Source organism: Spongiibacter sp. UBA1325, from assembly GCF_002306875.1.
GTDB lineage: Bacteria > Pseudomonadota > Gammaproteobacteria > Pseudomonadales > Spongiibacteraceae > Spongiibacter > Spongiibacter marinus.
The window spans coordinates 126,650-140,593 of the sequence record NZ_DBTD01000009.1; the positions used below are offsets into that span (position 1 = coordinate 126,650).

Genomic DNA, 13,944 nt, shown 5'->3' on the forward strand with positions numbered 1-13,944 from the left:
AGGTGACACACCAGCCAGAGCAACAAGACAGCGTCGGCATCGTCACGCCACAGACCCTGCATTTTGATCAGCCACTGGCGCTCTCCTGTGGTCGCAGCCTGCCCGAACACGATATCGTTTTTGAAACCTACGGCGAGCTAAATGCCGCGCGCAGCAATGCCATTCTGATCTGCCACGCACTCAGCGGCCACCATCACGCCGCGGGGCGACACCACCCTGATGAGCGCAAGCCCGGCTGGTGGGACAGCTGCATTGGGCCTGGAAAGCCGATCGACACCAATGTGTTCTTCGTGCTCAGCATTAACAATATCGGCGGCTGCCACGGCTCCACCGGCCCCACCTCCATCAATCCGGAAACCGGAAAGCCCTGGGGGCCGGACTTCCCGCCTTTGCGCTGTCGCGACTGGGTGGAGAGCCAACGCCTGATGATGGCGCACTTTGGCATTGAGCAATGGGCCGCCATTATCGGTGGCAGTCTCGGCGGTATGCAGGCGATGCGCTGGGCACTGGAGTACCCCGATGCCATGCGCCACTGCGTCGTGATCGCCTCGGCAATGAAGCTGTCGGCGCAGAATATCGCCTTCAACGAGATCGCTCGCAATGCCATTTGCTCCGATCCCAACTTTCACCAGGGCCGCTATCTAGAGCACGACACGCTGCCCCGCCAGGGCCTGGCACTGGCCAGGATGATCGGTCACGTTACCTATTTGTCCGACGACGGCATGAAGGAAAAATTCGGCCGCGACCTCAAGGCCGGAGACTTAAAACTCGGCTCCCAAGGGCCCGTGGAGTTCCAGGTAGAAAGCTACCTGCGCCACCAGGGTTCGCGCTTTGCCGAAAGCTTCGACGCCAACACCTATTTATTGATGACGAAGGCACTGGACTACTACGACTTGGCTCGTGAGTACGACGACGATCCGGTCGCGGCATTCAGCCACGCCAAGTGCCGATTTATGGTGATGTCATTTACCTCGGATTGGCGCTTTGCCCCGGACCGGTCGCGAGAAATCGTCGATGCCTTAGTCGCGGCGGGCAAATCCGTTAGCTATGCAGAAATTGAGGCGAATCACGGACACGATGCGTTTTTGATTCCCATCCCGCGCTATATGGCGGTATTCAACGCCTACATGAAACGTGTAGCGGAGGGCCTGTGATGCGCTTTGACCTGACCCTGATCCAGCCCTGGATCAAGCCCGGCGCCCGGGTCCTTGACCTGGGCTGCGGCGACGGCACACTACTCAAAACCCTGGCTGAAGAGAAGCAAGTTTCCGGCTTGGGCCTGGAAATCGACCCCGATAATATTACCGAAGCGCTGAGCAAGGGCGTGGATGTTATCGAGCACGACCTCAACACTGGCCTGGGGAATTTTCGCGACGACAGCTTCGATGTTGTGGTGATGACGCTGGCCCTGCAAACGCTGCGCTATCCCCATCTCGTTATCGACGAAATGCTGCGGGTCGGCCGCGAGTGCATCGTCACATTCCCGAACTTTGGCCACTGGCGCAGCCGTTGGCACCTCACGGGGCGCGGACGAATGCCGGTGAGTAAGTTTTTACCCTACACGTGGTACGACACGCCCAATATCCACTTTTGTACCGTGCGCGACTTTGAAGCCCTGTGCGACGAAAAATTCATCCGCATTCTCAACAGCAGCGTAGTCAGCGGAGACAACACGCAAGGGGCCCTCGCCCAGCGCTTTCCCAATGTGCTCGGGGTGACGGCGGTCTACCATATTAGTAAATAACCCACTGCAAACGGCAAGGAAATGAACATGAGCGCAGCCCGCCAACTCGTAATGCTGATGATTGTAGGCCTGTGTGCATGGCCCAGCCTCGCCCAAGACGCCGCCGCGCCGGTGTCGCCGCCCACGTCGCAAACCTTCGGCGCTGACACCGTTTACTTCAATGTTCTCAACACCGGTTTTCTCACCCCTGAGGTTGCCCGAAGCTATGGCATTACGCGCGGCAAGGACAAATTCCTCGTCAATGTATCGGTTCGACATGCCAGCGATGGCACAAGCGAGCCTATCCGGGCCACAGTCAGTGGCAGCAGCTCAGACCTGATACACCGAACGCCGCTGAACTTTAGAGAAGTCATCGAGCAGGATGCTATTTATTACATCGCCGAGCTGTCCATTGATGGCAAACAGGAAACCCGCGATTTCCGCCTGCGCGTGAACACCACCACCCGCCCCCAGCCCTACGATATTCAGTTCAATAAAACCCTGCATATAGAGAATTAAGGCATGACCTTAAAAATTGTCGTCGCCACAGGCAACGCTGGCAAACTCGCCGAATTCAGCCAGCTTTTGGGTGAGCGTTTTTCAATGATCAGCCAGCGCGACCTGCAGGTTGAAGAGGCTGAGGAAAACGGCCTGAGCTTTGTTGAGAATGCCCTGATTAAAGCGCGCAATGCCGCCCTGCAAACCGGCCTGCCAGCACTGGCAGATGACTCCGGGCTGTGTGTCGACGCGCTGGGCGGCGCACCCGGCATCTATTCGGCCCGCTATGCCGGTGCCGGCGCGAAAGACGCCGACAACAATGCCAAGCTGCTGCGCGATCTGGCCAGCATCCGCCAACGCAAAGCCCACTTCCACTGCGCGCTGGTATTTGTTCGCCACCCAGAAGACCCCGCCCCGATCATTTGCGAGGGCCGCTGGCTGGGTGAGGTTGTGGATACACCACGAGGCGAAAACGGCTTTGGCTACGACCCCCATTTTTTTATCCCCGCGCTAAACAAGTGCGCGGCGGAGTTGCCCCCCGAGCAAAAAAACCGCCTCAGTCACCGCGGCCTCGCCGTTTCTCAGCTGGTGAAGCGCCTGCCCACCGAATTCGGCGGCAGCTAAGCAGCCCCCCGCCACATTGGCTGACCGCCACGCCCGCGAACCGGCGGCTATCTCCGCGTCACAATTGAGCAAAATGGCGGTTTCGAGGTCACAAGGGAATCGCTATGCTGTCACCACTACTGGGTAAACACCTGCCCGCACCACAATAAGGAGTGTAAGCGCATGATGAAATGGATACTGCGCGGCCTATTACTATTGGTCGTTATTATCGTCGCCACAGTGGCCTTTGCACTGGAACCTATCGCCAAGTGGGCGATAGAGAGCGAAGGCAGCAAAGCCGTCGGCGCCAAAGTCAATGTCGACGACGTTGATATCCAGCTCTATCCGACCCATGTCGCCCTGTACGGATTGACCGTCGCCAACCCCAATGAACCGATGAGCAACCTACTGGAAAGCGAGAAGGTGTCGGCCGACGTCGACAGCACGGCGCTGATCAAGCGTCAGTTTATCGCCGATCAGGTCTTATTGTCCGGGTTGCAGATGGCCACCGAACGCAGCACGCCGGGTACCCTCGACGGCAGCATGCCGCCCGCCAAGCCCAAAGAAGAAGGCGGATTGCCCAGCATTGAGCTGCCCGACGCCAATGCCATTATGGCCGAAGAGCAGGCGATTATTCAGGCAGAGGTGGAGGAGATCGAAAACGGCTTCAAAACCCTGGAGGAAAAGTGGCAAGAGAAATCAAAGACGCTTCCTAAACAGGAGCGCCTCGACGAATTTAAAGCGCGCTGGGAGGCACTGAAAGAGAAGAACACCTTTGAGCGCATTGCCGGTGCCAAACAGCTACGCGATGACATCAAAGACGAGCTCAAACAATTCAAAGGGCTGAATAAGGAAATTTCCGCCGACGTGGATACCGCCAAAGCCTTAAGTTCACGCGCAGCCCGGCTGCCCGCTGCACAGTCGCAGCGCATTATGAGCAAGTATGGCGTAGACCAAGGCACCGACGGCATGTTGCGCTTCCTGCTGGGTGACGATGCGACAAAGTTCGTGCAGCGCGGCCTAACGCTTTATAAGCAAACGATGGGAGAGCTCGCCGCGAAGGAATCCTCTGCGCCCAGCGAACCCGCCGGCAGCAGCGAACTGCCCGTCAGCATACTGATTCGCGAAGTGCTGATCGACGGCTACCAAATGGTTGGCGAGCAAAAGCTGGCTTACAACGGAAAGATTGAAGACATAACCGACAAGCTTGAAAAGCCCATTGCCATGAAACTGCAAGGCGGTGTTGAGGAGCAGGCGCAATTGCTCATCGACGGTCTGTTTAAGCAGCAAAATGATGCCATGAGCGCCAACGTAAGCATGACCCTCAAGCAGCTGCTGCTGTCAGGTATCGCGCTCTCACAAAGCCCGCAGCTGCCGCTCCAGCTCGAGCAGGGGTTGGCCGATATTGCCGCGAACTTCTCTCTCAATGGCGACGATCTTAGCGGCTCGGTAAAAGGCCTGGTCAACCAAGCTAAAATTCTCGTGGCCAGTGCGGGCGGCGAAAACCCAACCGCGCAACGCCTGGCTCGCGCGCTGGAGGGTGTCAGCAAGCTGGTGATGGACATGCGCGTGAATGGCAGCGTCGACGACCCCATCGTTAAGCTCAAGTCCAACCTTGACAGCATTTTGGGCGACGTTCTGGGCGAAGAGTTGAAGGGCCAACTGAAAGAGCTGGAGGCCTCGCTAAAGTCTGATATTCAAAACAAATACGGCAGCGAGCTTAACCAGCTGCAAGAAAAGCGCGAATTGTTGGCCGGTTACAAAGACCTGCTCGGCGACCGCGAAGCGGCAATGGAAGCCTTGATGCAGGAACTGGCGCGCAAAATGCTGTAGCTCTGTGTCATGCTGTAGTCCTACGTCGCCCCGGGCCTGCCTTGCACTGACTCATCGAAGCAGGCCCGCTATACTTCCCTGCCCCGTTTAGCCATATATCGGAACCCCCATGAACAAAGACACTTTGCTCGCGGCCCTGGAGGCCGGCAGCGCCCAATTTACTGATGTTATCGAGTATATCGACACGAACTTCGACTTTACGCCCACGGCTTTTCGCAACGGCGATACGCACAATGCCGCCAACAGCAATAATGGTTCCTGCAAAATTTTTGCCTTTGCCCTGCGCGAAGGGCTGAGCGAGCAGGCCACACTTCAGGCTTTCGGCGACTATTATCGCATCGATGTACTTCAGCACCCCGACGGCGATGATCACGCCAATATCCGCAACTTTATGCGCAGCGGCTGGACCGGCATCGCCTTTGAGGGCGAAGCGCTCACCGCCAAGTAGTCAGTAAGGCTGCAGCCCCCGTCGGTAGGCGCCCGGGCTACGCCCGGTCCAGCGACGAAAGGCGTGGCAGAAATTCGCCGTTTCACTGTAACCAAGGCGCTCAGCAATGGCTTCCAGGCTGAGTGCAGGATCGGCTAAGCATTGTTCGGCCAGCTCCCGGCGCACATCTTCTTGAAGCTGGCGAAAACTGTGGCCCTCATCGCGCAGTTGGCGCCGCAATGTGCGCTCGGAAACACCCAAACGGCGGCACACCACTTTGATCCCCGCAAAATGGCTCTCGGCAATCAATTGACGCAAGCGAATCTCGAAGGGCCGCTCACCATGCTGCTGAGCAATCAGGTCCCGGCATTGGCGCACACAGGCGGACCAGGTAATCGGGTTTGTCTGAGGCAGGGGTTTCAGTAATTCCTCGCGATGAATGTGGGCGCGAGTATGCTCCGCCGCCCACTGAATCTGCACGCCGGCCATTCGCTCCAATTCCGCCGCGTAGTCTGGCCTCGGCAAACTGATCTCCACATCAATGACCGGCAATCGTCGACCTGCCGCTTCCGCGGCAATAATCAAAGTGATCACCAAATCACGCTCAATAACGAAGTTTCTCACCGGACCGGCCGGGTAATCAGCATGCACCTCAACCGTGGCAATGTCGCCATCAAGCTTCAGCTCCAGGCCCGCGAAACTGTGGGTGAGCTCGATAAACTCATGAGCCACTTCAAAGGCCTGTATTAAATTTTCGCTGCTGGTCAGCGCCAAGCCCCACACACCAAAGGCGCCGTAGTGGTAGCGCAGGCCAACACGAAACGCCAGGTCGGCACGCGGGTTACTGGCCAGCACATGCTCGATAAAGGCGATTTCCTGCTCCCGACGTATCAACGCGCCGGGCGTTTCCAAAAAGTCCCGAGTCAGGTGAGTGGCGGCCAATACGGCATCGGTATCCAGTGCCAGCTCATCGAGCGCCTGGCACAACACGAGTAGCCCCAGCGCGGGGCGCAGCGCATGGTAGTTTGCCGACTCATAATTGTTATTTTTATCCATGATGGCCGAAATTAACAATAATAGAGGTCAGTCGCAACATGGGCAGCTCTAACAAGGCGGACTAAGCTGGGCGAAGATAATAACAAGGCGGAGACCTATCTCATGGCAAACACCACATCTTTCGTGTCGATTACCGACCTTACACAACGCCTGCGCTGGCTGTGGCTAGTCAACGCGGCCGTGATGCCCTGGGTATTACTAATTGGCATTATCCCCGCCGAGCTCACCGGCAACGTCGCGTGGCTGATGATCGGCTACCCGCTGTTTTACATCGGCGTCCCCCTGCTCGACCGCTTACTCGGCCAAGATCCGAATAACCATGCAGAAGAGGACGTTCCAGCACTGGAGGCCGACGGCTATTTCAAAGCCGCATTGTTCTGTGCACTCGGCGGCTCTATCGCTGCGCTCTGCGCCGGTATCTATTATGCGTGGTGGGCCGATCTGTCGATCTGGGGTTTGGCAGCACTGTCCGTTTCCTGCATGGGCTTTGGCGGCGGCCTGCTCAATCTGGGCCACGAACTCGGCCACAAGCGCAATCGCAGCGATCGCTGGGCGGCCAGCCTAGCCTTGGGTATCGCCGCGCTGCCGCACTTCAATGTTGAACACAATCGCGGTCACCACCGCTATGTCGCGACACCTGACGATCCCGCCTCATCAAAAATGGGCGAAACTTTCTACCAATTTATTCTCAGGGAGCAGCCTTTAACCTGGTACCGTGGCTGGAAGCTGGAAGCGGAGCGCCTGGCTAAGAAAGGCAAGTCCGTTTTGTCACTGGAAAATGAAATCCTACCCGGCGTGATCATCGGCCTCAGCTTTTTCACGGCGATAGGCCTGCTGTTTGGCCCTGTGATTCTTGGCTTTGCTCTGTTCAGTGCATGGTTGGGACATATGAACCTATCACTGGCCAACTACATTGAGCACTATGGTTTGCTGCGCGGCAAAGACAGCAGTGGCCGCTACGAGCCCCCTCGCCCACAGCATTCCTGGAATCAAAATGCGCTGGTATCAAACCTGTTTACCTTCCAGCTGCAGCGCCACTCTGACCACCATGCACACCCCAGCCGCTCCTACCAATGCCTCCGCCACTTCGACGACGTGCCTCAGCTGCCATGGGGCTATTACGAAATGTTCTTGCTCGCATATATTCCACCACTGTGGTTCAAAGTGATGGATAAACGCGTTATTGAATGGGCCGGCGGAGACCTGGAAAAGATCAATGTGCTGCCAGGCAAACGCGAAAAATACGCTAAGAAATTAGCGCTCGCCGCGTAACCGCCTCATAAAAAAAGGGGGCCTTTTGCCCCCTTGCTCATCACTACAGCGGCAGGCACTCGCCACCAATGCCCGGCACTTGATCCGGTGCACACAACGGTAACGTCGGCGAGTCATCCGGCTCATCTGAACTGCCGTTACAGGCATCGGCATTGTCGTAACTACTATCAACGACGTCATTGATCCATTGGCTCACCAGCGCAAAGGCGCCGCTGTGGACAGTGCTTCTGGCAATGGGCGGCATCTTCGCTGCCAGGCTGGTGGCCTCCGGCCCTAGCCGATAAGGCAGAATAGACTCCGCGGCACTTCCCGGTACGATGTCATACTCTCGGCCGCCGCGCCCCTCGGTTCCACTGGCAGTCGGCCCCTTACAAATCCCATAGGTGTCATTCACCTCACGAAAGACATCCAGATAGAAGCCGGTATTTTGAGCCAGACCCCGACGGTTGTGGCAGTGTGCGCAGTTGACCTCCAGATAGCTTCGCACCCGGGCTTCAATATCGGCATCACTATCCGTTTCGGCACCGGAGTCGCCGGGAACGTTAAAGATCGGGTTTCTTTCAATATTGGTGATGTAGCTAGTGACTGGATCGAGCTGCAAGCCCTCTGGGCAGTTTTTCATCAGCCCGTTGCGGCACCAATACAAGATCTGGTTTTCACCATTCACCGGGTGTTGCTCAATGCCAGCACTGATCGGCGATTCACTGGCAAACGGGCGATTCAGATTGCGCACTTTGGGCCCGATCGGCGCCGCACCGGTTTCCGCATCGTCATTCGAATGGCAGCTCAGACACTGATTCGCATTGGGCAGTAGGTATTCGTCGGTGGCGCCGTTATACAGTTCACCGCTGTTTACATCGTGGTAATTCCACGACACGCTGGCAACCCCTCCGCCCTGGGCGAGGCGGGCAACCCGCTTACCATTTTCCTGCTCCCAGATGTATTCCAAACCGTCCCAGTAAACCTGTTCGCTGCTGGTTTTACGCTTGATCAGCAAACGCGTCTCCACCACCTCTTCGCTGTTGGTGGTTTCATCGGCGAAAGCAAAGCTCTTCGCGATAATTGTTCCCACCGGGAACAGGATCGTTGCATTGCTGCCATCGGCGCCATCTCGGTAAACGGCCTGCTCCCCCTCTGGGATAAACACTGCGCGATACTTGGTGGAGTAGTCGGAAAACAGCTTGCTGTTTAAGACAAATGGCACACCGCGGCCGTTGGGCATGCTCCGTGGATCCTCCGCATCAGCGAATAGCTGATACTGATCCAACTGCGGACAGTTGACGGGGTAGGCCGCTGCATTGATCTCGCCCGCGGGGGTGGATGCCTCGCACAGTGCGTCGATCTCAGCCTGAGTAGGCGCGGGATCAACGGCGACTGACGGCTCAAACTCAGGAATGACAATAGGCGGCAATAACGGCAAGTTACTGCCGTACTGATCGTCACATTTATGGGGGCTAATATCGGTATCTGCAGCGAAACCTTGCAGCCCTTGCACCACCTCGATAAGGTCATCCGCTGACTCTGGTGGCGCATTAAGCAGCAACTCCAAGCCCTCGGTACCGTGGAAGTTGGCGTAGGCTAAGCTGTCACCATCGAAGTTATTGTCATCATCGATACAAGAGAACCACCACTGGGGCTTTTTGCGCTCGGCAGTCGCGGTATCAAACTTGTAAGCGTTGTAGCGGCAATCCGGGTTGGGGTAGTGGTTACCGGAGATGGGCTTGCCCTCTTCATCCCGGGGGATAGGCTGGCCTTGATCATCTGTAGGATAGGGGCAGTTTTCGTCGTAGCTGTCTGCATAGCCATCCCAAACAATATGCGCGCCGCGGTATTGGCCCGTAGCGGCCGCCACCTTTAAGCCAACCAGCAATGGAAACGCCGATGTTACCTGCTCGCCCTCTGTCGCCAAGATTGTCGCGAAATCCGGCTGGGGAACATCATTACCGTTGTTTTTAAAAGTGTTGTTGAAAATATGCACACCCTCTGTGTACATATCCAGGCGCCGATCACCGGGTGGCCCCATCAACTCGTAGCTGGTGTGTACGATACCCGCTGTGCCGTGATCTTCGAAAACGTTATCGAACACGTCGATTTTATCGTAGCCGAGGGTGATCATACCGACCCCCCGGGGAACGTTTGCGACCAAACTGCCCGGCTCAGCAAAGTTGTACGTGTTATTGTTGCGGGCAATATTTTGATACATGCGCGTGCGGCTGCCGTAGCGAGTTAGGCCATCCAGGTCGTAGATCAGGAAACCGCCGGTATTACACTCGGCAATATTGCCCATGTATTCGCCGCCGCGCACGTTCTCGATCTCAAACCCGAAGACATTAAATGCCGCGCGACTGTTGCGAATGATCGCATTATCGGTCTGACCAACGTAAATCCCGGCATCTGAAGCACCGACAGACTCCGCATTCTCAACCAGGATATTCTGCGAATTGACCGGGTATATACCGTAGCGCCCCGACAGAATACTGACGGTGTAATCCGGCGATGTGGTATCGGTTTCAGTGGGGTTTGGGTTATTCGGGTTATGCCGCGCCGGATCGGTACAGGCAACCTGGAGCTTTTCTCGGTAATTTTCTGCCGTCACCGGGTCTTCGTCGGCGGTATTGCGGCCACTCGACCAGAAGGCTCTCACCCGACGCAGGGTGCCGTGGTCAACACCCTGGAGCTTAAAGGCGTCGCCCGGCGAGTCCAGAACGGTGAGATCCTCGACAACCACCCCGCGGACCGTATTGGCTAAAAAGCCCTCTTGCGAACTACTCTCCTTGAAGGACAGGATCGTTTCGTTCATCCCCTGGCCTTTGATGTGAATATTTTCCGTGGAGGAAATCTGCAGCCCTGAGCGCAGCTCAAAGTAACCTTCGCTAAATTCGATAGTGTCACCGGGGCGGGCGGCGATCATCGCCGTCACCATATCATTGGTGGCGGACTCTCCCGGCTCAATGACAAATGTTCGGCCGACAACGGGCTCCTGGTCACCGCCACCATTGTCGCCCGGAACATCGCCCGAGCCACCCGACGAACTCGAACCGGAGCCCCCACACCCTGTCAGCGCCGTTAATAATAAAAGTATTCCCGCGAGATACCGCATCATCACTCACTACCTATGGCCAATATAGTTATTCTCATTCATGCATTAGGTGTGCCATAGCAGCTACATCTGCACACCTCAGCAGCAATTTGACCGAAAGGCTATCAGATACTCACTAATACATAAATTGATAAATTGATGCCGTAAAGGACTGAAAGAAGAAAAATGCGGATAAAAAAAGGGGCCTAAAAAGGCCCCGTAAATTTGGTGTCATCGTATTCGATCACCGCCGCCCATTTCGGCAGTGTCCCGTCATGTGATGTCACCCGTCCCAAAACTGCGACGGCACATCCTTGCTCCAGCTTACTGACGCGTATCAATATCCTTTGCATCGCCGTTTTCTTGCGCACTCGCCGCTTTAACGCTGCGCACCGGCATCAAAGAGTGCCAAGCAACAAGCGCGACTGCGAACGCAAGTAAAAATAGTCCGGGTGTCATAACGGTATACCTTGTTCTCGCTCGGATTCGCCGATTTTCGGCGTTTGTTATACGTTAGACGAGCAGGAAATAATTGGTATACGCAGTTACCACAGTCCAGAGAGTAGGATTGTTACATGCCTCTCGCACAGCGGCAAGCCACTGCGCGAGAGAGAGCGCCCCTACCAGCGATAGCTGGCTTGTAAGGCGAAAGTGCGGGGGTTGTTGATCAAACCGTGGTGCGTGGTCGCCCCGGTGATGGTTTTCGCGGTGGGCGCATCAACACCGTAAACAACGATCAGCTCATCACTGAGGTTTTTACCCAACAGGGCCAGTTCCCAATCGCCTTCGATAGAGGAGATTGCCAAGCGGCCGTTATAGGTAATGTACGCTTCTTGCTTAATACGGTTATCCATATTGGGCGAAGGGTGGTACTCGTCGGTGAAAATCGCATCCACGTTGGCGCGGAACATCAGGAAATCCCACAGCGGGCGCTCGTACGACAGCAGCAAGTTACCGGAGTAGTCGGCAACATACTGGTTAGTCTTGCCGCTGTAGTCACAGTTGATGCCATTGGGGTTGTCCGGAATTTGATCCTGAACACAAGTACCGAACTGGTGGTCCTGGAACTCGAAATCAAGGAAGGCCAAGCCACCGGCAAGCATCAGGTTCTCGGTCAATGCCATCCGGCCGTCCAACTCGATACCCTGTGAGATTGCACTCGCCGCGTTACCCACGTTGAAGCCGAGGGTGCCGTCAAAGACACTGACCTGCAGGTTGTCGAATTCGGTGCGGAATAGCGCTACGTTCAGCTCTGCGGCGCCATCGAGCAGTGTCGACTTAAAGCCCAGTTCGTAACTCAATGCTTCCTCTTCTTCGAATTCGAAGCTACCGATCAGCACTTGCTGGTTAGTGCCTGTTGGCGCATTGGGATTGATCGGCGTGGGATCAGCGCTGGGTGAAGAATTCGAACGAGCGTCGAAGCCACCGGACTTGAAGCCCTTACTTGCCGTGAAGTACGCCATCAACTCATCGGTGGCATCCCACTGGAAGTTGATCGACGGTGCGAATTGCAGCTCTTCGCGCTCGCCCTTGAGGTCGTGACGCTCGGCAGCGAAGCTGACCGCAGCAGCCGTATCCACCTCACCAATAGGCTGGATAGAACCATCGTCTAAGGCAAAGTTCAGGTTACGCGATGCTTCTTTATTCTCCCAGGTTAGGCGGCCACCCAAGGTCATGCGGAAAGTGTCCGCCATATTCCAAGTGGTTTGCAGGAAGGTCGACGCGATGCTCGATTCGCTATAGAAGTTACGTGGGGTACGAATACCGCGCAGTGCGTTACCCGCATCACCCACACCCAACAACTCGAAGCCTGTTGCACCGGCTAGTGGGTCGAGGTCACCGCGTGCACCACCTTCTAGCAAATCGGCCGCGTTAACAAGCTGCGGGATGATATCTGAGGGGAGGTATAGCGAGTCGAAGAAGTCCAGCTCGCTGTACTGGAAGTAGGCACCACCAATAAATTCAAAGGTCTCGCCAGCGGGCGAGATCCAGCGGAACTCTTGGCTGAACTGCTTGTATTCTTCCTGGAACTCTACCTGGAACAGCGGAGCACCGGTAAAGTCACAGTCACAGTCTTCGTCGTACTCGTAACCCATAATGCCGGTAATGGACGTGAACTGATGGTCGTCACGATACCAATCCAGGTTAGCGGTAAAGTTGTAGGTATCGTTGTAACTAAAGTCGCCATTGCTGTGACGCTTACGATCGGCCTTGTTGTTCAGTACGCCTTCATCTGAGTCAATATCAACCAAGGAGCCATTCGGCTGCAATTGAAGAAGGTTGAGAATTGGCGCCGGCAGAAGGCCAACTAAACCACCTAGCCCACCCAGGTCAGGAAAGACAGTGCGGTCCATGATTTCGCCGTAGGTACGCCCTTGGAACAGGAACACATCGGAGTTGGACTCGTAATTAGTGATGATTTCAGAGTTTCGGCCCACCACGTCGAAGCTACCTGCTTCAACTTTAAACATCGCCGTAACGTTATCGGTGACATCCCAGCCTAGCTTCAAGCGGAATGTTTCTTCATCGCGCTGCGCTTCGTCGCGATCCAGGACGAGGTTTTCCATAAAACCATCGAGCTCGCGCTTACGCGCGGCGAAACGGTAGGACCAGCGGTCACTGATGGGGCCACTGACAACCAAATCGACAATGCGCTCGTTCTGATCCGGCTCGTAGGTAACCTGAACGTTACCTTCAAAATCTTCGGTGGGATCCGCTGTTTTGATGTTAATCGCACCAGCGATGCTGTTTTTACCTAGCAGGATGTTCTGCGGCCCGCGCAGCACTTCCACCCGGGATAAGTCCAGGAATGGCGCACGCGCCAACTGAGCGCGACCAAAGTAGATACCATCGACATACATACCTACCGACTGCTCGAAGCCCTGGTTCTCACCAGAGCCGATACCGCGAATGTAAATATCGGTACCAATGCCGGACTCAGACATGGTGAAGTTGGGAACATAGGCCTGTAGGTCTTCTATCTTCGCCAGGCCCGCCTCCATCATTTTCTCACCACCAATGGCGCTCACCGATACCGGCACGTCTTGCAGGCTCTGCTCGCGCAGTTGAGCGGTGACGACAACCTCTTCTAGCACCGGCGCTGCATGGGCGAGACCACCCACCAAGCTTAACGGTAATAAGGCGCTGATCCGTTTCTTCATTGTGACCCTCGTTTTTCAAGAAGTTAAAGCTGTTACCGAGCTCCACGAAAACCCGGCGATATTGTTGTTATCGGTAAGGCGGCAAGAATGTTGTTTTCCTGTTTTTTTACTTGGACGTTCGCTCTCGGCGAATTATGCTCTCGCTCTCTGCAAACCGAACCTCTATAACATCCCGCAGCGTGAGTATGCACAATCTTCATGTGCATACCATTGGCATGAATTACTTTTTTTTAATTTTTTTCAGTCAATGCAAAGAAATTACCCTCAAATTCCGCAAATAACGGCGACGTTT

Annotated in this window: 10 protein-coding genes; 7 read left to right on the forward strand and 3 right to left on the reverse strand. The window is 55.7% G+C overall.

The genetic code is table 11. The features are described from left to right. The first annotated feature begins 2 nt into the window (after nucleotides 1–2). The 6 genes from metX to B3K78_RS09135 all read left to right on the forward strand — a co-directional run bounded on the left by metX (nucleotide 3) and on the right by B3K78_RS09135 (nucleotide 5,105). Nucleotides 3–1,154 (forward strand): homoserine O-succinyltransferase MetX, encoded by a 1,152-nt coding sequence (metX, locus tag B3K78_RS09110; RefSeq protein WP_027873270.1) that lies wholly within the window; start codon nucleotides 3–5, stop codon nucleotides 1,152–1,154. Further along, the gene (gene metW, locus B3K78_RS09115; RefSeq protein WP_286695641.1) at nucleotides 1,154–1,744 is read left to right on the forward strand and encodes a methionine biosynthesis protein MetW; all 591 of its coding nucleotides are present in this window, start codon (nucleotides 1,154–1,156) and stop codon (nucleotides 1,742–1,744) included. The genes metX and metW overlap by 1 nt, the downstream gene beginning before the upstream one ends. A gap of 27 nt (nucleotides 1,745–1,771) precedes the next feature. Continuing rightward, nucleotides 1,772–2,242 carry a DUF4426 domain-containing protein gene (locus tag B3K78_RS09120; protein WP_286695200.1) on the forward strand — a complete coding sequence of 157 codons (471 nt, stop codon included), beginning with the start codon at nucleotides 1,772–1,774 and terminating at the stop codon, nucleotides 2,240–2,242. Nucleotides 2,243–2,245: 3 nt separating this feature from the next. Further along, the gene (rdgB, locus tag B3K78_RS09125) at nucleotides 2,246–2,845 is read left to right on the forward strand and encodes an RdgB/HAM1 family non-canonical purine NTP pyrophosphatase (RefSeq protein ID WP_286695201.1); all 600 of its coding nucleotides are present in this window, start codon (nucleotides 2,246–2,248) and stop codon (nucleotides 2,843–2,845) included. Nucleotides 2,846–3,007: 162 nt separating this feature from the next. Continuing rightward, nucleotides 3,008–4,657, forward strand: a complete 1,650-nt coding sequence (locus tag B3K78_RS09130; protein ID WP_286695202.1) for a TIGR03545 family protein — start codon at nucleotides 3,008–3,010, stop codon at nucleotides 4,655–4,657. A 109-nt stretch (nucleotides 4,658–4,766) separates the two neighbouring features. After that, the gene (locus tag B3K78_RS09135) at nucleotides 4,767–5,105 is read left to right on the forward strand and encodes a HopJ type III effector protein (RefSeq protein ID WP_286695203.1); all 339 of its coding nucleotides are present in this window, start codon (nucleotides 4,767–4,769) and stop codon (nucleotides 5,103–5,105) included. On the opposite strand, the gene B3K78_RS09140 is transcribed toward B3K78_RS09135, so the two are convergent. Further along, a complete protein-coding gene (locus B3K78_RS09140; RefSeq protein ID WP_286695204.1) occupies nucleotides 5,106–6,140 on the reverse strand; it encodes an AraC family transcriptional regulator in 1,035 nt (344 codons plus the stop codon). A 102-nt stretch (nucleotides 6,141–6,242) separates the two neighbouring features. Between B3K78_RS09140 and B3K78_RS09145 the strand changes: the two genes are divergently transcribed. After that, complete coding sequence (locus tag B3K78_RS09145) at nucleotides 6,243–7,412, forward strand: alkane 1-monooxygenase (RefSeq protein WP_286695205.1); 1,170 nt, start codon at nucleotides 6,243–6,245, stop codon at nucleotides 7,410–7,412. Between the two features lie 43 nt (nucleotides 7,413–7,455). Here B3K78_RS09145 and B3K78_RS09150 read toward each other — a convergent pair whose 3' ends face one another. Both B3K78_RS09150 and B3K78_RS09155 read right to left on the reverse strand, forming a co-directional pair. Continuing rightward, complete coding sequence (locus B3K78_RS09150) at nucleotides 7,456–10,515, reverse strand: parallel beta-helix domain-containing protein (RefSeq protein WP_286695206.1); 3,060 nt, start codon at nucleotides 10,513–10,515, stop codon at nucleotides 7,456–7,458. Nucleotides 10,516–11,111: 596 nt separating this feature from the next. Then, nucleotides 11,112–13,652: a TonB-dependent receptor gene (locus B3K78_RS09155; RefSeq protein WP_286695207.1), complete on the reverse strand. Its 2,541-nt coding sequence runs from the start codon at nucleotides 13,650–13,652 to the stop codon at nucleotides 11,112–11,114. Nucleotides 13,653–13,944: the final 292 nt, after the last annotated feature.